This is a genomic window from Shewanella sp. 125m-7, assembly GCF_052977045.1.
On the sequence record NZ_JBRILQ010000011.1, the window covers coordinates 79,259 to 101,767 of the forward strand.

Genomic DNA, 22,509 nt, shown 5'->3' on the forward strand with positions numbered 1-22,509 from the left:
CTACTTTCATCTCTGCTGACCAATAGTCTCTACTCCAACCGCCTTTTACTTTTAGCGCCTCAATAAATTCTTTGGGAGTGGGTTATTGCAGCCAAACTTGAGGCAGCTTTACAGCTGCTGCTCACTAAAGTGAGTCACGCTAAAGACCTCTACTTTCATATCTGCTGACCAATAGTCTCTACTCCAACCGCCTTTTACTTTTAGCGCCTCAATAAATTCTTTTGGGGTGGATAATTGCTGCCAAACTTGAGGCAGAAATACCGCACTTCTCTCTGCTTCACTCAGTACTAATCCCAACGGCTCATCTTTAAGGTAACTCTGCAGTTGCTTTTGGTCACCGACCTTAATCTGTTTCATCTCTGATAGCAGTGATATTTCGATGCAAAGAGCGGCTAGTTGCGACTTAGCTAGAGGGGGAAAGCGGTGATCATTAAAAGCACTACTCTTAGTCATCGCGGGAATAAGCTCTGCAAGTGGGCGGTCTGGGACGATACAGCCAATGCATCCTTTGAGCTCACCATCTAAGGTCAGCGTTACGAAGCAACCTAACTTAAGTTGGTTAATTGAATCACTGAGCTGTGCTGGTTTCATCTTGGCATTTGGGGCTATAAATGCCTGATTTAGGGTGTCACGGGCTACAGCTAACAGCTCGCGCTTGTGGGCTAGGGTCAGCTTAATCTGTGGCAAAGCTGGCATAGCCGACTACTCGATTTTTGTCTCCAGCTGTATCGCCAGAGTTTTGGTAACTTAGCTGAGTTAAGCATAGCTGGTGACGCATAAGTTGTGGGAACATAGCGTTAAGACTTGAGTAGCCACAGGCTTGCTCGGGTAAAATCATTTCCTGCCCTTTTAAGATGTTCTGGCAAGTCATCTTATCGAGGCGAACCGCTTCATCATATTGATGAAAGTGGCTTAAATCGCTGCTAACGACGACTAAGGTTTCCTCGCCTCCCCATAAATGCTCTAACACTTCAGTCATACGCTGGGGGTCGCATTCGCCGATTAACATAGGGATCAATTCAAATTGATTAAGGCAATGCTGCAAAAAGGGCAGTTGTACTTCTAGGCTGTGCTCTCGAAGGTGGGGAAGATCTGAAACGCTAATGAGTTGATGCTCTGCCAACATCTCTACACTGTCGCGATCAATCGCTATTTTGCCTAGTGGGGTTTCAAAATAGTGGTTTTGTGGCAGTGCGCCTCCCTGTAGGTACACAGTATGGGCGGGTCCAATTAACACCACCTTTTTTATGAAAGCAGCCATCGACTGAATTAAGGCATAGGCATGGGCTGCAACTAGACCTGAATAGATATAGCCCGCATGAGGCACTATGATAACCTTTGGCGACACTTGAGCACTGCCGAGCATATGCTTGCTAAAATGTTGAGCCACTAGGCTTGATTTTGCATGGGCTAAGTAGCTATTAAGTATCTCTCTTAGCTCAGTGGCTGAGGCTGGGTAAAATAGGCCTGCTACCGCAGCTGGGCGAATCGAATCGAATGAGTCGAACATAGTTGGGTTAGCTCAAGATTTTAAACTAGGCTTTAAGTATAGAACACTGACATTACGCCTTGTGGACCTATTTATGGCTAAAAATCACAGCGTCCTTTCAACGGATATAAACGATATTTACACGGTAGAGACTCAGTACTGGCACAGGCTTGATGACGGGCGGGTGCAGTGTGACCTCTGTCCTCGTCATTGCCAGCTTAGAGAGGGCAAGCGTGGAGTCTGTTTTATCCGGCAAAACATAGATAACCAGATCAAGCTCACCAGTTATGGCCGCTCCAGTGGTTTTTGTATCGACCCGATTGAGAAAAAGCCGCTAAATCATTTTTATCCCGGCAGCTCGGTACTTTCATTTGGCACCGCTGGTTGCAACCTTAGTTGTAAATTTTGCCAGAATTGGGATATCAGTAAATCGAGAGAGTTCGATACCTTAGGCGCAAAAGCCATGCCCGTAGACTTGGCAACGACGGCCAAGCGCATGGGCTGCAAGAGTATTGCATTTACTTACAATGACCCGGTGATCTTTCATGAATATGCCATTGATGTTGCAAAGGCTTGCCATGAGCTTGGGATCAATGCCGTTGCTGTTACTGCGGGTTATATCTGCCCACAACCCAGAGTCGAGTTTTTTAACTATATGGATGCAGCGAATGTCGATCTTAAAGGTTTTACTGAGGGCTTTTATCATAAGATCTGCGGTGGTCACTTAAGTGATGTACTCGACACCTTGCTTTATTTGCGGCATGAGACTCAGGTTTGGTTTGAGCTCACGACTTTATTGATCCCTGATGAAAATGACTCCAGCAAAGAGTTAGAGCGCCAGTGTCGATGGATAAGTGATAACTTAGGCTCAGATGTACCGCTGCATTTCAGCGCCTTTCACCCCGACTTTCATATGCGGGATAAACCGGCAACACCCGCCTCCAGCTTGCTACGGGCGCGAGAGATAGCGCTTAATCAAGGGTTAAAGTTTGTCTATACCGGTAATATTCACGACCCTAGTGGCGGCAGTAGTTACTGTCCTAACTGTAAGAAATTGCTGATTGCTAGAGACTGGTATGAACTTGGAGAGTACCACTTAGATAATCGTGGTCAGTGTGACTATTGTGGCTACCAAATCCCAGGGCACTTCGATGGTCCACCAGAGCATTTCGGCCGACGTAGGATCCCTATTTCGATTGATTGAGTTTTTGGGGAACGTTAAATTTTACTGACAAGCTAAGAGTGAAGCTCACATCCTAAAATAGAGCAATCATCAGATCATCCACGATAAAAAAGCCACCTTGGAATAAGATGGCTTATGGCTTGAAATTGATTGACGATTGAATGACTGCTTTTTCGATCGCTACTTACTCAATCGTGACTTACTCAATCGCTACTGACTCAATAGACTGGATTACAGGGCTTAAAGTGGCCAAGGTTGTTTGCCATCAACGGCTACGGCTTGAAGATCTAAGCTTAGGCAGTAATCCCCCGGGTTATAGACATATACATTCCTGTCGATAACACTAAAGTTAAATCCAGCGACCTGATCTTTGGCCGCTTGTGTCGTCGCCAGCCCCCACATTTGATAAAGCTCACGATAATCTAGCTGAGTGGAGTAGCTCATCGCCACCATCAAAAAGTCATTATTTGAGATGTTTTGTGCGGCACCTTGGCCATATTGGCTGAACCCTAGCTGGCCGCGCTTTTGTTGCCATAGCTCTTCAGAGCCTTTAGCACGTTCAAATTCACGCAATAAAATGTGTAGTCTTGCGAGCAGATGCCAGCCATTTTCCAGCGCACCGTGTTTTTGCGCAGCAACCATCATCTGCAGCATGGTTGCCATGCCATTTGACCAGCTTGTTAGCTTAGCCTCTTGCATATAAGCGAATGGGTCTGCTTGATTCATGCTTTGTTGTAATACTGCAAACTCATCATCAATGTTGAGACCTTGGCAAGAAGGCAACTTACCTAGCTCGGTATAGGCGCGTGACTTGGTGTAATAGGAGTAAGGATTGGTGGTTGAATGGCTATCATGACCATCAAAACGTAAACGTCCTTTTTCAAGCCCATGCCCTAGCTCATGGATATCGCCGTGACCAGTTGGGCTAAATGACCAGCTCGCATCATAAGGGTTGCCAGAGCAGCCCGCCCCGCAGGTGGCTTGGTCGGCATTCATATGTTTTACAGTATCAATAGTATCGACTTGCCAGCCCTGGCTGGTGGCAAACTCACTGATCTCTGCAACCTCGTCGATAAACGGCCCTTTGAATCCCGCTAACAAGTGAGGGTAGTTATGGACCTGGGTCATGATGGCGGTTGCCATTTTTTCTGGGGTATTCCACAGAGGCTCGTGGCTTAGGGTATTTTGCATCTTATCGAGTTTGGAATGCACCTCAAAATGCTCTGTTGCCAGCTCACTCCAATCATATTGATTTGCCGCTAAATCTTGCATGAACTTGTTGCCGTCCATGCCTGTGCGCCAGTATGGATGAAGGCCTACTTGCTTAAAGCTAAATTCAGTGGCTAAGTCAGTTTGGTCAAAACGCACCTGCATCGGTCCGCCATAAGGACTGGTAAACTTAATGGTTTCACCGGCCTTAACTTCAATATGGGTCGATTGCAATAATTTAGGGCGGTTGTAGCCGTTGCTGGCAAACTCATGGGTTGAACCTGAGCGCAGAGTATTAATAAATACCCAGGTGCGGACTTGACTGTTATCACTTCGCGTCACGCTTACCGTTTGGCCCGGTAGGGCGTAAACGCCAGCAGAGCGGAAACCTTTTTTACTGCTTAAACTCACATGCTGATCTACAGCGCTGATTTGGCTAAAGTCGGTGCGACTAAAGTTGCCTAAGTCCTTTGGTACAGCATTAATATCGCGGAAGTTATAAACGCTATGATCGGCGTAATAGGCTTTAAGGTAATTCAAGCTATCGGTCGTCGTCACATCCATCGGGTATTGAATCGCTTGGCGATAGTTATCACCAAGTAAGATAAGCAGCTTGTAGAGAGAGTAGTCAGGCTGATTGAAAATATCACGTTTACTGGTTTCTATCGCTTGGATATTACTGCGAATAGTACCGAGCGCTGGCCGATAATGATCGTTAAATCTGGCATCGCAACTCGTTGCACAATTGGCAAGGTTAAAATCGACTTGTTGGCTATCAAATAGGCTTAACCATAATTGTTCTTTATCTAGCGCGCTGAAGCTGTCGAGCATCGCGGTGGCAGATGACCAGTCGGCTTTATCTTGAGCAAAATAGTTACCAGGCCCGCCAGAACCTTGCATGCTAAAGCCCATAGGGTTCAGTACGGTTTGGGTTAAGGGAACACTATTCCAGCTATGTAGGTGCACATAGAGCAGTGGTTGTGTCGCCTGTTGAATTTGAGCAATCAGTGGCTCAACAGTTTTGATTGGAAATAGCTCTGAAGAGCCGGTTATCACCAACTGCGCCTCGGCTAAGCAACTGCTAAGCGTGGTTTCATCGCTACAGGTTTGTACCTGCCAATTAGGGTAGTGTTCGCTAATCCAGCTATTGATGCGGCTGACCGTATTGCCGCTCATGAGAAACAGACGTACTTGTTGTGGCTCTAGCAGTGCAGTTTCATCTTGCTTGAGCATCCAGCCTAATAAGCGCTTAAAGCTAGGTTCAAAACTAGCGTTATGACCTTGCTGCATGCTCGAAATAATATCGGTGCCGAATGCAGCATTACGTTGACCAGACTTGTCATTGGTGGCTGCGAAGGTCAGGCCTTTATTACCCGTAACAATGGCATAAGCCTTATTTTGCGGATAGGCATGTTCTGCACCTGCAAGCTGGATCATTTGTGAGTGACGGCCTTGATCGTATTGAAGGCTATCATTTTGGTAGATGCTTTTTAGCAGTGTATCGCCGTCTAAGCGGTACTGCTGAATGTGACTCAGGGCGCGCTTGATTATTTGTGGTGACATTGCGTCGGCAATACTGGCATCGCCGCTTTTCATCGCCGCGCTGATTTTATCATTGAGCTGAATCGTTATCTGCTCGCTAGCACTTTGGTTACTGCTATCTGTAACCGTAAGGCTGAGGGTAATGCTGCTATCTTGTATTAGTTCTTTGGCATTAATAGTTACGCCTTCGAGTGTCGCGTTTTGTAATGTGACTTCGGGTCCTGATACTTGCTGCCAGCTAAATGTATTAGCGCCAGTGGCATAAATATTGACATCAGCGGTGAGGTTTATCAGCGAATCATTCCATGCCGTTACGGTATCGCCGAGCTCAATAGCGGGAGCTTGAGCTAAGGGTGGTATTACGCCGCCATTATCACTGGTTGAATCATCTGATCCGCCACAGGCCGATAAGCCTAATAATAAACAACTCGATACAAGTAAATGCTTCATTTTATTTACACTCTATGCAATTTGTTTACATCTTGAATTTGTTTCATGTTTAAAGCAATGGTTATTTTTTAAATAGGTATATAAAACAATGTGTAAGGCGGTTTTTTGGCGTTGTCATCAAATTGACATTAGTCACTGAGTTAGTATTGGCTAAATAAGTGTTTTGCATTATTAGCTTTATCGCCAATTCTACGACTCGCTTGGGCTGTGACCCACGTCAACTATTTATACAATCGATTGATTTTCAGGTATTAAATTGTCGCTTTTACTCTATGCTGCTTGCCGACTCGATATTGTTAGATGCAATGAGTCGGTAGTTAAATCGAGCATTTTTTATATTTCAGTAAGGCAACCCCGGAGACTAGGGAACTGTATGTCTGTATTAATCGAACAGCTAGACCGAGAAGACCTTCGCCAATCGAATCACTCGCAGGCGAATGTTGTTTCAGCATTTAAATCAGTACGTTTTCAACTAAAACTGATTGTATTTTTGACCGTGATTTCTTTCCTATTCCTAGGGTATAAGGGGATTTCTGGTATGCAAGATGCAGGCGATTCGATAGAAAAGCTGTATGCCGAAGGTATGCAGCATAGTATTCACGCTGGACAGGTGCTTAATGAACTTGCTACTGCTCGAAGTGAGCTTTTATTGGCATTTCAACATGATCCAAGTAGTAAATTTTCAGAAATGCACAATCACGCACTGACGTTACACATTAGCCAGGCACAAGCGGCTATCGAGCAGCTGCACAATATTATCGATAATGAGATCTTAAGTGCGACATTAGATAATGAAGAGCGCCAGCAAGCTATCCGATTAAAGGCTCTGCTTGATAAAGTGGTTGTGCAGGGGTTTAACCCAACAATAGATGCCTTAGAACTAGGCGAGTATGAAGCCGCCAATAGGGTGTTGCTGACACAGATTAACCCACTGTTTAAGAACATCACCGCAGAGGCGCAGTCTTTCTTAGACATGCAGGTTGTTGAGGGGCAGCAGAGTTTCAATCGCTTTAATGAAGATATGCGTATTTATCTCTTGCTGGTGGCTGTTTTCTCGACGGTTTGTATCTTGGTTATAACGATTAGCTCATCACTTATTGTTCGTCGTATGGGCAAGGCGATGACGGAGCTGGAAACAACGGCTATCGATATTGCCAATGGTGATTTAACCAAGCGTATTGAGATAGGTGGCGAGGATGAGTTTGCGCATATTGCTGCTTATGTGAATCAAATTGCCGCACGATTTCAGCATGCGGTACAAAATACCCATGAGTCGACAGCTCGCTTAGCCAGTGCAGCCGAAGAAAACTCTGTGGTATCGACTCAGACTCAGCGCAATGTGATTGACCAGCAGCAGCAAACTCAGCAAATCGCTGCCGCGATTCATCAGTTCTCTGCAACGGTGCGAGAAGTTGCACAAAGCGCCGAGGCTGCAGCTATGACGTCAACAGAAGCCAATAGCGCTGCTCATCATGGCCAGCAAGTCGTGGCGGAGAGCATCGCAGTGATTGAAACCCTATCAACAGAGATGGATGGGGCGACAGAAGCGATGAAGCTATTGTCTAAGTCGTCTGATGAAATTGGCTCTGTTGTAGATGTTATTCAAGGGATCTCGCAGCAAACCAACTTACTGGCCTTAAATGCGGCAATTGAGGCGGCTAGGGCTGGAGAGCAGGGGCGAGGTTTTGCCGTTGTAGCAGATGAAGTACGTTCGCTGGCTAAACGCACTCAAGACTCGACAGAGGAAATTCAAAAGATGATCCAACATCTACAACAGGGCGCCCGTGACTCGATGTTGATGATGGAGCGCGGTACAGAGCAAGCTAAGCTGAGCGTGGATAAGTCCCAACAAGCAGGTGATGCGCTTCAACAAATTATGACGAGTATTGAGCAAATTAATGGCTTAAATACTCAGATAGCGACCGCGTCTGAAGAGCAGAGCTTAGTGACCGAAGAGATCAGTCGCAATATTATTAATATTAGCGATATCTCAGACCAAACAGCAGCAGGTGCAGAGCAAACGCAGGCCGCGACCCATGAGCTTGCCCAGCTTGCTGAATCTATGCAGCAAGAGATTGCTTACTACCGAGTGTGATTTTGTTGAAGTATTAGATTTTAGCTAACAAAAAGGGCTGTCGATGACAGCCCTTTTTCTATTTTAACGCTATTTGTAGCTTTTCGAATTAGCCTTCTAGCTTAGCCAGTTCAGCTTTCTGTTCAGTAAGCTTGTCCATATCGCGTTGATATTCAGCTTGCTTAGCACGCTCTTTTTCAATCACGGCAGCAGGCGCTTTGGCCACGAAACCTTGGTTAGATAACTTACCTTCGATACGCGCAAATTCAGCGGCTGCTTTCTCAAGTAACTTGTCGATACGCGCGACTTCTTTCGCCACATCGATTAAGCCTGCCATTGGGATCAATAGCTCCATATCGCCAATCAGCTGAGTGGTGGACATCGGCGCAACATCATCTTCAGACATAATAGTGATAGTCTCAAGTCTTGCCAGTGTAGTGAAGAATATCTGGTTCGCTTCAAGACGCGCTCTGTCTTTGTTGCTCACGCCACGTAGCAATGCATTAAGTGGTTTAGATGGCGCGATGTTAAGCTCAGCGCGGATGTTACGTACCGCAGTGATCACTTGCTTAACCCACTCTAAATCTTCCATCGCTGCAGCATCTACTTTGTCAGCTTGATACTCAGGGAAGGCAGCCAACATCAATGTGTCACCCTCAACACCCGCTAATGGCTGAACACGCTTCCAAATAGTCTCAGTTAAGTAAGGCATGATTGGGTGCATCAGACGCTGCATTTGCTCAAGTACGTTAACCAACGTATGGCGTGTGCCACGAAGCTGAGCCTCAGTACCACTTTGCATAACAGGTTTAGTTAACTCTAAGTACCAGTCACAGAACTGGTTCCAAGTGAACTCGTAAATGGTGTTAGCGGCAAGATCGAAACGATAGTTTGCCATGTGCTCGTCGTAGGCTTTAACGGTTTCATTGAACAGACCGATAATCCAGCGATCGGCAATCGATAGCTCCATTGCGCCTGGCTTGCCATCAACCAGAATTTGACCGCAATCTAGCGCTTCGCCAACAGCATCATCGCTCGCGCCTTCAGCTTGCACTTCGGTGTTCATTAACACGTAGCGTGATGCGTTCCAGATCTTGTTACAGAAGCTGCGGTAACCGTCTAGGCGCTTCATGTCCCAGTTAATGTCACGGCCAGTCGATGCCATAGACGCTAGTGTAAAGCGCAGTGCGTCAGTACCATGCGGCTCGATACCTTCGCTAAACTCTTTACGCGTGCTCTTTTCAATCTTAGCGGCAAGCTGTGGCTGCATCATGTTGCCAGTACGCTTAGTCACTAATGACTCAAGGTCGATACCGTCAATCATGTCTAATGGGTCAAGTACGTTACCCTTAGATTTTGACATCTTGTTACCGGCTTCATCACGGATAAGGCCTGTCACATATACTGTTTTGAACGGAACCTGTGGTTTGCCGTTTTCATCTTTGATGAAATGCATGGTCATCATGATCATACGAGCAACCCAGAAGAAAATGATGTCAAAGCCAGTAACCAATACATCAGTTGGGTGGAAAGCTTTTAGCTCGGCAGTATCTTTTGGCCAGCCTAGTGTAGAGAACGTCCATAGTGCTGAACTGAACCAAGTATCCAGTACATCGTTATCTTGGCGAAGTACTACTGAGTCATCAAGGCTGTGCTTAGCACGGACTTCTGCTTCATCGCGGCCAACATACACTTTGCCTGCTTCGTCGTACCAAGCTGGGATACGGTGACCCCACCAAAGCTGACGTGAAATACACCAGTCTTGAATGTCGCGCATCCAAGAGTTGTACATGTTTTCGTATTGCTGTGGTACAAACTTGATGTCGCCATTTTCAACGGCTTCCATCGCAGTTTTAGCCATAGGAGCAACAGCAACGTACCATTGATCTGTTAGTAATGGCTCGATTACCACACCAGAGCGGTCACCGTATGGCACTTTCAATCCGTGAGGATTAATTTTGCCCAGTAGACCAAGCGTTTCAAACTCTTCAACAATGGCAGTACGTGCTTTAAAACGGTCAAGACCTGCATAGCGCTCTGGCAAGCTGTTGTCTAAATCGGTGTTAGCGGTACCATCGGTGTTAACCACTTCAGCGCTTGAACGAATAGCGGCATCAAAGGTCAAGATGTTATACATCGGCAATTCATGACGCTTACCGACTTCATAATCGTTAAAGTCGTGCGCAGGAGTGATTTTTACACAACCTGTACCAAATTCAATATCGACGTAATCATCAGCAACAATTGGGATAAGACGGTTGACGATTGGCAGTAAAATGAATTTGCCAATTAGCGATTGATAACGCTCATCGTCTGGATGAACCGCAACTGCACTATCACCCAGCATGGTTTCAGGGCGAGTCGTTGCTACTTCTAGGTAGTCTTTACCATCGCTAGTCAAGGCGCCATCAGCTAGCGGGTAGCGGAAGTGCCACATGCTGCCTTGCTTTTCTTTGTTCTCAACTTCTAAGTCAGAGATAGCGGTGTGCAGGGCTGGATCCCAGTTCACTAGGCGCTTACCGCGGTAGATTAGGTCATCTTCGTAAAGGCGTACAAATACTTCTTGTACCGCTTCAGACATGCCTTCGTCCATAGTAAAACGTTCACGGTCCCAATCAACAGATGCGCCAAGGCGACGTAGCTGCTTAGTGATGGTGCCACCTGATTGCTCTTTCCAATCCCAGATACGATCGATAAAGTTTTCACGACCTAGGTCATGACGGTTCAAGCCTTCTTCGGCTGCAACTTTACGCTCAACTAACATTTGAGTGGCAATACCGGCGTGGTCTGTACCGACCTGCCAAAGGGTGTTCTTACCCTTCATACGCTGGTAACGGGTTAACGTATCCATGATGGTATCTTGGAAGGCGTGACCCATATGCAAACTACCCGTCACGTTTGGTGGCGGGATCATGATGCAATAGTTGCCTTGAGACTCGTCGCCGTGTGGCTTGAAGTAACCTTTCTCTTCCCAGTTTTGGTAAAGAGACTGTTCGATAGACTGCGGGTTATATGTTTTTTCCATGAGGCGTGTTTATCTCAAACTAAAAATTAATTGGTTGTGCTGCTAGATCTTGGGTCGTTAATGCTATCCCAAGAGCGCGATACTGCCGATAGCGATCGCGAGCAATCGCTTTGTGGCTATCGTCATTGGCAACGAAATCGATAATCTGTCCAAAGTTTACCGCAAATTGCGGCACTTGGTCTGCAAGATTAAGCAGAAGATGACGTTTTTTGTTGGCACCAAGCCTATCAAAGCCGATTTCTACCGGAGCGCCGCCGATTGGGCCTTCACCTTTTAGGTTATGGGGCACAAATGATTGCGGCTCAAATTGCCAAAGCAGCTCGTCAATAGCATAAGCTTGCTGTTGATCTTGGCAATGGATATAAACCAACTCTTGAGTAGCAAAAGCCCGCTCTGCCAATTGGCAAGCGAGTAAGTACACTTGCTCCTGCGCAGATTTAGGCGCATTAGATGCAGGTTTTGCGTCCTTTGGCATCATGTAAAACAGGGCTTGCGACTGACTAAAAGGCATAGTGGGTTATCGGCATAGTGGGTTATTGGCGCTATTGTCTTAGCTTTTTGGCTGACGAAAGAGAGGATTTTACACTAAAAGTCGCTCAGAGATCAGCCTCTAATCACTGATTTATTTATGCACTATTTGACTGAGGATTAAATCTTTGGCTTAAGTTGGTTACAAGCGGTGCGTTTCAGCTTTGCATTGCTTATTTTACTAATGCTTTAGCTAGGGGTAAACTTCGCCTCAATCTCCCTACTAGCCGTAAATCATGAATTTTACCGACCTTAAACTATCTGCCGCGATTGTTAACCACTTACCTGACAATTTGACTGTGGCAACTGAAATCCAAAGGCTAGCTATCCCTGAAATATTAGCGGGGAAAGACCTATTAGCATTGGCACAAACGGGCAGCGGTAAAACCTATGCCTTTGGTCTGCCCCTGTTGCAAACTCTGCTCAATGATAATAGCCATTTGGGCGAGGCAAAGGCGCTAGTGTTAGTGCCAACTCGAGAGTTGGCGTTGCAAGTCGGTGAGGCGCTTAATTTGGTATCTGCCAGTATTGATATAACCGTACTGTGTGGTGGCGTAGATAAGGCGGAGCAGATTAAAGCGCTGCAGCAGATTCAATTACAGGGAAAATCTCAAATTGTGGTGGCAACACCGGGCAGATTATTAGACTTGTTACGTGAGCAACATATCTCTTTAAGCTCAGTAAAACAGTTAGTGCTCGATGAAGCTGATAGGCTGATGGAGATGGGGTTTTGGCCGGATATTGAGCGCATCCTTACAATGATGCCAGCTAAGAGGCAAACCTTGTTGTTTTCTGCCACGTTAGCGCCAGAGTTGAACGACAAAGCGCTGGGGTTATTGTACGCACCGATTAAGATTGAAGCCCATGCGCTAAATAGCGTGGTGGCAGAGATCACAGAGTCTTTATATCTGGTTAATAAGGGCGACAAGGTGCGAGCGTTAACCGCACTCATAGAGAAACATCAATGGCCGCAGGTCTTAGTGTTCATCAATGGCCGTGTCGATGCCGATAAACTGGCTAAGAAACTGATAAAAGCCGGGGTCAATGCTGCTGCATTGCATGGTGATAAAGAGCAAACAGAAAGGCTGCAATGCTTAGCCGATTTTAAGGCGCTAAAATTACAGGTGTTAATTACCACAGATCTCTTGTCTCGTGGCATTCATGTTGACGCACTGCCGGTAGTGATTAATGCCGAGCTACCAACAAGCGCCCCTGTATATGTGCACCGTATTGGCCGCACGGCTAGAGCGGGCGATAACGGCGTGGCAATTTCATTGGTATGCCATGGCGAGGCTGATAACCTAACGGCCATTAGAGAACTGACTGGCAGAGCTTATCCGTTAGCACCTCTTGATGGTTTTGAAGTGACTGATAAGCCGCCATCGGGCGACAGTAAACGCCCGCCCCGAGATAAGAAAGCCAATCGACGCAGCCAGAATAAGCGCAGCGCCAAAGACTTTGTCGCTAAAAAGAAAAAATAACCTATACCCCTTTACGTGTGGGGCTGCCTACTCTTATTGACATGCCTAGCGGCTTATTTAGCAGACTCGGTTATTTCGGCTTGTTATTTTTTAGGGCGATCTCGTGCCCCTGCAAGGCGACCGAAAAATAATGATAAGCCGACAGTTTTACGTACATGCTCAGCCCAAAAAGCGCCAATAAGAAAGCCTATCGCAGCCCACAGTGCCAGCATATAAGCATTAAGTTGACCTGATTGCAGGCTGATAGCGATGCCAATAAAAGTGCCAAGCAATGTAGGGGATAGCGCCACTGCTAACCATTGTAAAGAATGTACTAGCCATCCAATAAACTTCATTGATTATCCTTAATCTTTATAAATGCAGTTTGAGTCTCGCACTTTACTCAGCTTTGTGACAAACAGCCACTCATCCCCGTGTTGCTTGAGAAATTATATCGGCAGCGTTAGACCATATAGTTAGTTACAAGTGTGCGGTTATTTTTTGTACAAACATAGGCTTAAGTTAAGCCAATATTTTTTGTTTCAGTGATAAAAAAATAGACGTTCACATTGTCTAATTTATTAGCTGGTGAGTTGTCTGTATTGCGGATATACTCCGCGATCGCGCCAATAGTGGTTGGTCATTATACAAAGATCTACTTGGAGAAAGATAAATACTGCCAAGAAGAAATAATGATATGCAGTAAAGGGATAAGTCTGTTTTTAGTTTTGATAAAGGTGCTAAATGAGCTTCTTTGATAATGCTGTAATTATATTGCTCCTAATTGGGGTGAGTTGTTTTTTTTCTATGTCGGAAATAGCCTTGGCGGCAGGGCGTAAAATTCGTCTGCGTCAGCTTGCGGCTGAAGGCGATATCCGAGCTGGTAAAGTTCTGTTGCTGCAAGAGCAGCCTGGTAATTTCTTTACTGTGGTGCAGATAGGTTTAAATGCTGTGGCCATTATGGGTGGTATCGTGGGCGAGTCTGCGTTTACGCCTCATATTCATGCATTTCTATCGTCTTGGTTGACTGGACCTTGGTTAGATAAAATGAGTTTTCTACTGTCATTTGTGATTGTGACCAGCTTATTTATTTTAATTGCCGATCTTATCCCTAAGCGCTTAGCGATGGCGTTTCCTGAAAAAGTGGCCATGACCTTTGTTAGCCCTATGATGGTCTGCATCGTGGTGCTTAAACCGCTGGTGTGGTTCTTTAACGGCTCTGCTAACTTGGTTTTTCGGGTGTTCCAAGTGCAAACGGCGCGTAACGATGCGGTGACTTCTGATGATATCTATGCGGTGATGGATGCGGGTGCAGAAGCTGGGGTGCTAGATAAAGGCGACCAGCTGATGATGGAGAAAGTGTTTGAAATGCAAACTATTCCCGTCACGGCAGCGATGACGGCGCGTGAAAGCTTAGCCTATTTCTTACTGCAAGATAGCGAAGATGAAATTAAGCACAAGATAGCACTGCAGCCTCATTCTAACTTCCTTGTTTGTAATGAGCAGTTAGACACTGTGGTTGGCATCGTTAATGCGAAAAAGTTACTTATCTGCTTGATTAATGGCGAGCAAATTAGCCTTAAAGATAAGAGTCTTGTGAGTAATTGCTTTATTATTCCTGATACTTTGAGTCTATCAGAATCGATGGATTACTTTAAGAATAGCCGAGCAGACTTTGCGGTAGTGATGAATGAATACTCCTTAGTTGTGGGCGTAGTCACTGCGAAGGATCTGCAAGATGCAGTGATGGGTGCATGGTCTTTACCTGAGTGTGAAGAGCAGATAATTGCTCGCGATGAGCGTTCTTGGTTGATGGATGGCGTGACACCGATTACCGATGTGATGCGAGCGCTAGATATTGAAGAGTTCCCTCAAAATCATAACTACGAGACTATCGCGGGTTTTATGATGTTTATGCTGCGCAAAATTCCAAAGTGCACCGACTCGGTTAATCATGCAGGCTTTAAGTTTGAAGTGGTTGATGTTGATAGCTATAAGGTCGACCAGCTCTTGGTTACGAGAATTGAAGAAGAGACCACTGAGATTCTAGAGGTTAACGCTTAAACATAAGCAATCAGCGTAAATCTATTTGCATTGGTCTATTCGCATTGGTCTATTCGCATTGAATCATATAAAAAACGGCTGAGTCTATTTAGACTCAGCCGTTTTTTTTGGGCTGGCGACTTCTGCGTTGAATGACGTCACTAGGGAACAGGCATCATTCGCCTTGAATTAATCTGCCCAAAAACGCTAAGTCGCTCACTTTCTTGGACTGATATTAAGCTTTGCTGGAAATGCTTTTTGCTTTGATTTGCCAGCTCTCATGCCAGTCGTGTAATTGTTCTACAGGCATTGGCATAGCGATATAATAACCTTGGGCTAAGGTGCAACCTAATGATTGCAAGCGCTGCCACAGAGGCAATGTTTCCACCCCCTCGGCAACAGATTCTAGCGATAAGCGGCGGCTTAACAATAGACAGGCTTCTACAATCGCTGCGGCGGTATTACTCGTTTCCATCGCTCGAATAAAGCTCATGTCTATTTTAAGTGAGTCAAATGGTAGGGTATCTAACAGTGATAATGATGAGTAGCCCGTGCCGAAGTCATCGATTGATAAACTAAAGCCGTGCATGGCTAAGCGTGAAGCCGATTCTAGTGCTCTGCCCGTATTTTCTAAGGCGTCAGTTTCAGTGATCTCAAAATAGAGTTGTTTGCAAAGGTTAGGTTGCTGTTCTGCTAAAGAGAGCAATTGGTCAACAAAATGATTATGCGTCAAAGTGGTAGGTGTAATATTAACTGCAACGGGGCGTTCGCCGAGCTCATGTTGATGCTGTAGCACATAGTTGATGCTTAATAGGGCCAATTGCGCATCTTTTTGCATTTTGCTCAATAAGGGTAAAAAACATGCTGGCGGTAATACCCCTAAGATAGGGTGTACAAAACGGATCAGCGCTTCACTACTTCGCCATTCACCAGTATCTAATGTGACCAGAGGTTGAAAATAGGGCTTAATCCAACCCTGCTCTAATGCATGTTCGAGTTCATGTTCAGTAAACACCTTGTTTAATAGCGATGAGCTATGAGTAGGCGTCATTGAGCTGCTAAGCCGCTCAACATTGGCTAAGTCGAGTAGCTCTCTTAGTGTATTCATCTTCACTGGCTTACTGATGGCACCAATCACTTTGAGATGATAGCTCATACACATTTTTTTTACGGTATCGAGTACGATCTGGTTACTGGCGCTGGTGATAATAATGCTGCCAGTAAAAGACAGCTCGCTGATATGACTTAAAAAAGTGATACCGTCCATTTCTGGCATCTTTAAGTCACACAGTAAGATATCGGGCTTAAAACTTGCCATTATTTGTAATGCTTCAACACCTGAAGCGGCGGTTTTAATCTGCGCAATGTGAGGCGTATTAATCAGCTCTAGCTGCATTAGCATAGCTTCACGCTGAAACTGGTGATCTTCAATCAGTAGGATTTTCATTTTAATCGCTTTACCTGAGTCGAGATCTGGCTCATTAGCTGTTTCAATTGTGCAAGTTGTCGTTGCACCGTGTCGATATCTTGTGTCGAGGCAGCGTTTTCGATTTCACTGCAACTTGTGGCTAAACGTTCACACTCAATGACACCCGCTGCGCCTTTTAGCTTGTGGGCGTGATGTGCGGTAGCGATAAAATCTCGGCTTATAACAGCCTGGTTGAGTGCTGCAATATCTTGAACACTGGTGGTGACAAACTTATTGAGTAAGCTGATACATATCCCTAAGTCGCCGAAATTAGCTTCAAGTGCATCAATATCGATAATCAGTTGGACATTTTCCTCTGTCGCTACGCAAGGCTGATAACTGGCATTATCAACGTTCTCGGCATTCTCAAGATGAGCTACATTGGCTTTAGCGGCTTTAATGTGGCTGCTCAGTACCGTTTGTAGCTGTTGTAATGTGACCGGCTTAATTAAATAGTCATCGAAACCAAGCTGATGGCAACGGTTTCTTTCACTGGACATGGCATTAGCAGTGAGAGCGATTACGGGTAGACGAGGCAACTGTTTTTGCCTTTCATTGTCGCGGATAGCGCTTACTAAGCCATAGCCATCGAGTTCAGGCATATGGCAATCGGTAAGCAATAGCATGTATTTTGTTTGCTGGTAAGCTGTTAATGCCTGCTGGCCATCATCAAAGATATCGGCAAAGTAACCCAGTTTACTGAGTTGCATCCTAATGACATCTTGATTGATTGGATGATCTTCTGCGACCAGAATGAGCTTATTTTGTACAATGGCTTGTTCACGGGTCAGGGCTAACTTTATGTCTTCCTTTATACCGATATATTGGTTTTTAAAGAACTCAGGCTTAGTCATAAGGTGCAGTAAGTGTAAAGGGATCAGAGGGTTGACTGATAGTACCCAACCAAGCGTTGCCGGTGTTGGCGACAGCATACTCTTGTTTTTAAGTAAGATGACTTGTACGCCGGGCATATTGTGGTTTATCCAGCTAGAGGTCATCAATTGCTGTTCACACCATGCTTCGCATAGCAGTAATACTTCGAGCTTTTTCGTGGCGACATAGCTTGCCAGCACCGCTTTATTATCTGTGCCTAATAGATTAAAAGTGGTGCAATGCCAATTGATTAAGTATTCACTAAATAGATTGTAGTTACTTTCATCAGTGACAATGATACCGCAACGCTTGTTGACGATAGTGGGGATTTCAACTGCCACGGTTGGCAAGGTCAGATTAAAACGGAAAGTACTGCCTTGGCCATTGGTGCTGGTTACCGATATTTCTCCACCCATGAGTTTAATCAGTTGCTCGCAGATAGATAAGCCTAAACCTGTCCCATTAAAGCGTCGCTCACTGCTGAGGTCAACTTGCTCAAATGGCAAAAATAGCTTGCTAATATCTTCCTCTCGGATCCCTATGCCGCTATCTGTTACAGCGAAAGTGATGGTTTGCTCTTTGTCGGTTGCGCTCAACAGGTCGACGGACAACCAGATCTCACCTTCTGTGGTAAATTTCGATGCGTTATTGAGCAGGTTGTTCAATACCTGTTTAAGACGCAAATTATCAAGAGTTAACGAATATGCCAGTTTTGGATCAAGCCAGAGCTTGAATTTAAGGCCTTTCCGCTCAATATGAGCAATATGTGGCTGAACTAACTCACCGATAAAACTGCTTAACTGACATACATCTGGGCTTAGTTCTAATTTACCAGCCTCGATTTTCGAAAAATCTAAAACGTCATTAACAATATTGAGCAAGTTGCTACCCGAATGGGTGAGGTTTTTATGGATCCCATAAAGTTCGTTGCTGTTTAGATGCGGAGCCATGAGCTCTAATAGGCTCAAAATACCACTGATTGGTGTACGAATTTCATGGCTCATCATGGCCAGAAAGCGTGATTTAGCCACAGTTGCAGACTCAGCAATCAATCGAGCTTCGTCCAGTTCAGCCTGCTTCTCTTTAATGACCGTGATATCGACTAAGGTGTAGGTCCAATGCTTATTTCTGTCCTCTTTTGTACAGGTGCCCGTGAGCTGAAACCAAGAGATCTTACCGTCAATATTAAGCTTCATTGTTGTATAAAGTGAATCCCGGAATCGGGACTCTTCTATATCCGTTAAGAACCCATGCTCGTCTGCGTGCGTGGCTAAAAATTCCATAAGCAGATGCGGTGCTTGGTAGAGTTGATTAGGGGTCAGACCAAGATATTTTTCGATATTACCACTGATATAACTCCAAGATATGTCGTCAATATCATCGCCGTAGCGTATTAATTGTGCAACGATGCCACCAAAGTTGTTATTCACCAGGCGTAGCTCTTTTTCGATACTCTGTCTCTGAGCTATTTCAGCTTTTAACTTTCTGTTTGAATAGGCTATGACTAAAAAAAGCGTAAAAATGCCACCCAGTACTAGCAATAGCCAGTTGGGTATTTTTTCAAAAGAGAAGTCACTGTCGATACTGACACTATTCCATTTATGAGTAATAGCCTGTAACTCATCCTTATCAATAGCGTGTTTTGTCTTATTAAGTACAGATAATAAAACGGGATGCGCTTTATTCACTGCAAAGCTGATAGGCCGGCTCTGCTGCTCTATCGGGGTCGTTAGGATTTGAATTTTCCCTAAGTAACGCGTGCTAATGACTCTGCTCGCCTTCGATAGCGGCAAAATACCGACCTGAACTTTACCGTTAATAACGGCATTAAGCAGGTGTTTAGTGGCGTTAAACCTGGTTACATTGGCATAGGGGAAATCTTTTTTAGTGTCAATTTGCTGCTCATGCCTGCTTAAAATTCCCAGCCTTTTAGTCGTTTCTAGCTGACCCGTAGCTAGGTTCGTTGCGGCAACCGCAATCCAAGGGTCTTGTATATAAGCAGATGTGCACTGTGTAAATGGATGTTTTCCTTGCACGCAGGTAAAGGCTGGAATGAGTTCAAACTCATTTTCAGCAAGGTACTTTTCAATGTTTTGACCATTGAATTCAGTGGCTTCAATTTTTAGATTTAGTTTGTTGGATATCGCTTTTAAGATATCGGCGCCCATACCATCCATTTCACCTGCATCATTGGTGAAGGAAAATGGGTAACTGTCAGCAAAGTAAAGTACCTTAATGGCCTTTTTCTCTCTGATAGTATTGAGTTCTGATTCGGTAAGATTTAGGCCTTGGCGCTGATAAATATACTTAACCTGTGAGCTGGTCAGCCAGGCTTCATAGAGCTTGTCGAAGGTCTCAGTAGGGATCTGTTTTAAGCCTTCATTTAATCTTTCTATCAATATGTTATTTTCGATGAGTCCCGCGAAGTGCAAACTTTCAAGAGGCATATCGTTAAGCAGGCGAATATTTAATTTTTTCGGTGCATATTGGTGGGTTAGTAAGTAATCAAGAGTGATCGCATTACTTATGTAGGCATCTGAACTACCGTTGAGCACCGCTTTATAAGCAGATAGGCTATCGGTATAGTTGATGACCTTGACACTCTTAGCGCCATTTCTGAGTTGCTCATTAATCGCAAAGCCTTTCTCGGTCGCGATGCGCATGTCCTTTAATTCTAAAAGGCTATTGGTATTTTCTTGATAAGTGATCCCTGCAATCGGTACCAACATAAGCGGCGAGCTAAAACTTAGCCAAGTCATTCTCTCGGGAGTCTTTGACGCCCCCATAATGATATCAATCTCACGATCACGCAGTGCTTGAGTCACTTGTTGGTAGTTAGGATAAGTCACGACCTCTGTGCGGTAGCCGGTGTTATTAGTGATCTCTTGTAAAATTGACGGCAGCAAACCGATCGCATTTCCATCTTTACCTATGTAAGTAAATGGCTGCCAGTCAGCTACAGGGTAGCCGACTCTGATCACTTGGCCTTCATTGGACGCTTGTGCGTTATTTTTTGCCTGATCTGCTATTGCAGATAAAGACAGAGAAAATAGAATAAATACCAGTAATGCTTGACGCATATTGCAGCCTATATCGGGTTACTACATTAATGAGTGTGAGATGTTTTTTGCACAGGCTGCTGGTACTCGCGATTATAGCAGCTGAGAATGCTGTAATCGTATGAGGAGGTGCGCTGCTGATGTCAGTGTTTCGAACTAGATGGAGGCGTTGAAAACTGAAGCTGTGAAATTTTCGCGTATTGTAAACTTTAAATTTTCACTGTCGATAAATAGCTGAAAATATAGTGTCAGCCAGATCTCATTTTTGAAGTTTTTTTCAACAAAGTGGTGATTAAATCAGCCATGGTGGGAGTTTGGCGTTTTTATTATTCTTTAAATGGGCCCTTTGGCAATAAAAAAGCTAAACCATCAGGTTTAGCTTTCTTAATAATGGCGTCTCTACTTTGCTATTCGCCTTGCGCAACACCAGCTCGGTTAATCAAAAACTGAGTGAGCAAAGGTACAGGACGACCTGTTGAGCCTTTGTTTGCACCGCTGTTCCAAGCCGTACCAGCCACATCTAGATGCGCCCAGTTATACTTCTTGGTAAAGCGAGACAGGAAGCATGCTGCGGTGATCGATCCCGCTGCACGGCCGCCTAAGTTGGTCATATCGGCAAATGGGCTTTCCAAGTGCTCTTGATACTCATCCCATAACGGCATGCGCCATGCGCGGTCGCCACTTTGCTCACCAGCGTTGAGTAGCTCATGTGCAAGCGGGTTGTGACCAGAGAACAAGCCTGATGCGTGTTTACCTAGTGCGATAACGCAAGCGCCAGTCAGGGTTGCTGTATCAACGACAAGCTCAGGATCGAAGCGCTCAACATAGGTCAGAACGTCACACAATACTAGGCGGCCTTCGGCATCAGTGTTTAGCACTTCAACGGTTTGACCTGACATAGTGGTGAGGATGTCACCTGGACGATAAGCATTGCTCGATGGCATGTTTTCACAGCCAGCTAAAATACCAATAACATTGATAGGCAGTTGCATATCACACAAGGCTTTCATTGCACCAATAACGCCAGCCGCGCCGCCCATGTCATACTTCATCTCATCCATGGCTTCGCCAGGTTTAAGTGAGATACCACCTGAGTCGAAAGTTAAGCCCTTACCGATTAAAACGATAGGCTTTTCAGTATTATCGACAGCGCCCTTGTATTCCATAATGGTCATTACTGACTCATTATCGCTACCACGGCCAACGGCTAGGTATGAATTCATGCCTAGCGCTTCCATCTGCTCTTCGCCAAGAGTCGTCACCGTCAGGTTTTCGGTGTTTTCTGCCATTTGGCGAGCTTGTGAGGCTAAATATGCTGGGTTACAGATGTTTGGTGGCATGTTTGCCACGTCGCGGCATAGGTGCATACCTGCTGAAACGGCCATACCGTGTTCAATTGCGCGCTCACCGACAGTTAGCTCTCGGCGAGTCGGTACGTTGAACACCAATTTACGCAGTGGACGACGGGTTTCATCTTTACGTGTTTTTAGCGCGTCGAAACTGTATAGACTGTTTTGTGTGGTTTCAACGGCTTCACGTACTTTCCAGTAGGTATCGCGCCCTTTTACATGTAACTCGGTAAGGAAACAGACGGCTTCCATAGAACCTGTTTCATTCAAGGTGTTGATGGTTTTGGTGATTATTTGCTTATATTGACGTTCATCAAGCTCGCGCTCTTTGCCGCAGCCAACGAGTAAAACACGTTCACTGAGTACGTTAGGCACATGATGAAGTAACAGCATTTGTCCCGGCTTTCCTTCCAAGTCGCCACGACGAAGCAAATTACTGATATAGCCTTCACTAATTTTATCTAACTGTTCGGCAATACCGGACAAGCGTCTTGGTTCGTATACACCTACGACGATACAAGCTGAGCGTTGTTTCTCTGGACTACCGCTCTTTACGCTAAACTCCATGAGCTCTCCTAGATTCTTAAAGACAAATTTTATTATTTATTAGATAATGTCTGCTTGTGCCCAAAAAGGGCTTAAATATGGCTCACTCAAGAATAATTCTTTTCGAGTGTTTTCCCTGGCCATGTTATTTAATTGTTGGTTACAAAACTACTAAAAGTAGTCAGTCTACATGAAAGTTGTATTGATACCA

13 protein-coding genes are annotated in these 22,509 nt (G+C 45.1%); 4 read left to right on the forward strand and 9 right to left on the reverse strand.

The window, feature by feature from the left end; genetic code table 11:
- Nucleotides 1-108 precede the first annotated feature (108 nt).
- Both amrA and amrB read right to left on the reverse strand, forming a co-directional pair.
- Nucleotides 109-696, reverse strand: coding sequence for an AmmeMemoRadiSam system protein A (gene amrA / locus ACVBIL_RS07560; protein WP_447166362.1), 588 nt, complete (start codon nucleotides 694-696; stop codon nucleotides 109-111).
- The gene (gene amrB, locus ACVBIL_RS07565; protein ID WP_447166363.1) at nucleotides 674-1,510 is read right to left on the reverse strand and encodes an AmmeMemoRadiSam system protein B; all 837 of its coding nucleotides are present in this window, start codon (nucleotides 1,508-1,510) and stop codon (nucleotides 674-676) included. Before amrB ends, amrA begins: the two co-directional genes overlap by 23 nt.
- A 73-nt stretch (nucleotides 1,511-1,583) precedes the next feature.
- Here amrB and amrS point away from each other — a divergent pair, with 73 nt between their 5' ends.
- Entirely contained in the window at nucleotides 1,584-2,693 is a 1,110-nt protein-coding gene (gene amrS, locus ACVBIL_RS07570) for an AmmeMemoRadiSam system radical SAM enzyme (protein WP_447166364.1), read from the forward strand.
- Between the two features lie 219 nt (nucleotides 2,694-2,912).
- On the opposite strand, the gene ACVBIL_RS07575 is transcribed toward amrS, so the two are convergent.
- Complete coding sequence (locus ACVBIL_RS07575; RefSeq protein ID WP_447166365.1) at nucleotides 2,913-5,873, reverse strand: ImpA family metalloprotease; 2,961 nt, start codon at nucleotides 5,871-5,873, stop codon at nucleotides 2,913-2,915.
- A 373-nt stretch (nucleotides 5,874-6,246) separates the two neighbouring features.
- Here ACVBIL_RS07575 and ACVBIL_RS07580 point away from each other — a divergent pair, with 373 nt between their 5' ends.
- Nucleotides 6,247-7,968, forward strand: coding sequence for a methyl-accepting chemotaxis protein (locus ACVBIL_RS07580; protein WP_447166366.1), 1,722 nt, complete (start codon nucleotides 6,247-6,249; stop codon nucleotides 7,966-7,968).
- Nucleotides 7,969-8,056: 88 nt separating this feature from the next.
- On the opposite strand, the gene ACVBIL_RS07585 is transcribed toward ACVBIL_RS07580, so the two are convergent.
- Nucleotides 8,057-10,972 carry a valine--tRNA ligase gene (locus ACVBIL_RS07585; protein WP_447166367.1) on the reverse strand — a complete coding sequence of 972 codons (2,916 nt, stop codon included), beginning with the start codon at nucleotides 10,970-10,972 and terminating at the stop codon, nucleotides 8,057-8,059.
- Nucleotides 10,973-10,991: 19 nt separating this feature from the next.
- Nucleotides 10,992-11,483, reverse strand: a complete 492-nt coding sequence (locus ACVBIL_RS07590) for a DNA polymerase III subunit chi (protein WP_447166368.1) — start codon at nucleotides 11,481-11,483, stop codon at nucleotides 10,992-10,994.
- A 253-nt stretch (nucleotides 11,484-11,736) separates the two neighbouring features.
- On the opposite strand from ACVBIL_RS07590, the gene ACVBIL_RS07595 reads away from it, so the two are divergent.
- On the forward strand, nucleotides 11,737-12,981 hold the full coding sequence (locus ACVBIL_RS07595) for a DEAD/DEAH box helicase (RefSeq protein ID WP_447166369.1): 1,245 nt from the start codon (nucleotides 11,737-11,739) through the stop codon (nucleotides 12,979-12,981).
- Nucleotides 12,982-13,064: 83 nt separating this feature from the next.
- On the opposite strand, the gene ACVBIL_RS07600 is transcribed toward ACVBIL_RS07595, so the two are convergent.
- Nucleotides 13,065-13,316: a hypothetical protein gene (locus tag ACVBIL_RS07600; protein WP_447160295.1), complete on the reverse strand. Its 252-nt coding sequence runs from the start codon at nucleotides 13,314-13,316 to the stop codon at nucleotides 13,065-13,067.
- Nucleotides 13,317-13,704: 388 nt separating this feature from the next.
- Here ACVBIL_RS07600 and ACVBIL_RS07605 point away from each other — a divergent pair, with 388 nt between their 5' ends.
- Nucleotides 13,705-15,024, forward strand: coding sequence for a hemolysin family protein (locus tag ACVBIL_RS07605; protein ID WP_447166370.1), 1,320 nt, complete (start codon nucleotides 13,705-13,707; stop codon nucleotides 15,022-15,024).
- Between the two features lie 214 nt (nucleotides 15,025-15,238).
- Here the strand turns inward: ACVBIL_RS07605 and ACVBIL_RS07610 are convergent, their stop codons facing one another.
- The 3 genes from ACVBIL_RS07610 to pepA form a co-directional block, all read right to left on the reverse strand.
- Nucleotides 15,239-16,450, reverse strand: a complete 1,212-nt coding sequence (locus ACVBIL_RS07610) for an EAL domain-containing response regulator (RefSeq protein WP_447166371.1) — start codon at nucleotides 16,448-16,450, stop codon at nucleotides 15,239-15,241.
- Nucleotides 16,447-20,424 (reverse strand): ATP-binding protein, encoded by a 3,978-nt coding sequence (locus ACVBIL_RS07615; RefSeq protein WP_447166372.1) that lies wholly within the window; start codon nucleotides 20,422-20,424, stop codon nucleotides 16,447-16,449. Before ACVBIL_RS07615 ends, ACVBIL_RS07610 begins: the two co-directional genes overlap by 4 nt.
- A gap of 386 nt (nucleotides 20,425-20,810) precedes the next feature.
- Nucleotides 20,811-22,319, reverse strand: coding sequence for a leucyl aminopeptidase (gene pepA, locus ACVBIL_RS07620; RefSeq protein WP_447166373.1), 1,509 nt, complete (start codon nucleotides 22,317-22,319; stop codon nucleotides 20,811-20,813).
- Nucleotides 22,320-22,509 lie beyond the last annotated feature (190 nt).

What these genes read in the sequence shown, in the direction of transcription:
- amrA (WP_447166362.1), bottom strand. Translation starts at nt 696, where the DNA reads ATGCCAGCTTTGCCACAGATTAAGCTGACCCTAGCCCACAAGCGCGAG.
- amrB (WP_447166363.1), bottom strand. Translation starts at nt 1,510, where the DNA reads ATGTTCGACTCATTCGATTCGATTCGCCCAGCTGCGGTAGCAGGCCTA.
- amrS (WP_447166364.1), top strand. Translation starts at nt 1,584, where the DNA reads ATGGCTAAAAATCACAGCGTCCTTTCAACGGATATAAACGATATTTAC.
- ACVBIL_RS07575 (WP_447166365.1), bottom strand. Translation starts at nt 5,873, where the DNA reads ATGAAGCATTTACTTGTATCGAGTTGTTTATTATTAGGCTTATCGGCC.
- ACVBIL_RS07580 (WP_447166366.1), top strand. Translation starts at nt 6,247, where the DNA reads ATGTCTGTATTAATCGAACAGCTAGACCGAGAAGACCTTCGCCAATCG.
- ACVBIL_RS07585 (WP_447166367.1), bottom strand. Translation starts at nt 10,972, where the DNA reads ATGGAAAAAACATATAACCCGCAGTCTATCGAACAGTCTCTTTACCAA.
- ACVBIL_RS07590 (WP_447166368.1), bottom strand. Translation starts at nt 11,483, where the DNA reads ATGCCTTTTAGTCAGTCGCAAGCCCTGTTTTACATGATGCCAAAGGAC.
- ACVBIL_RS07595 (WP_447166369.1), top strand. Translation starts at nt 11,737, where the DNA reads ATGAATTTTACCGACCTTAAACTATCTGCCGCGATTGTTAACCACTTA.
- ACVBIL_RS07600 (WP_447160295.1), bottom strand. Translation starts at nt 13,316, where the DNA reads ATGAAGTTTATTGGATGGCTAGTACATTCTTTACAATGGTTAGCAGTG.
- ACVBIL_RS07605 (WP_447166370.1), top strand. Translation starts at nt 13,705, where the DNA reads ATGAGCTTCTTTGATAATGCTGTAATTATATTGCTCCTAATTGGGGTG.
- ACVBIL_RS07610 (WP_447166371.1), bottom strand. Translation starts at nt 16,450, where the DNA reads ATGAAAATCCTACTGATTGAAGATCACCAGTTTCAGCGTGAAGCTATG.
- ACVBIL_RS07615 (WP_447166372.1), bottom strand. Translation starts at nt 20,424, where the DNA reads ATGCGTCAAGCATTACTGGTATTTATTCTATTTTCTCTGTCTTTATCT.
- pepA (WP_447166373.1), bottom strand. Translation starts at nt 22,319, where the DNA reads ATGGAGTTTAGCGTAAAGAGCGGTAGTCCAGAGAAACAACGCTCAGCT.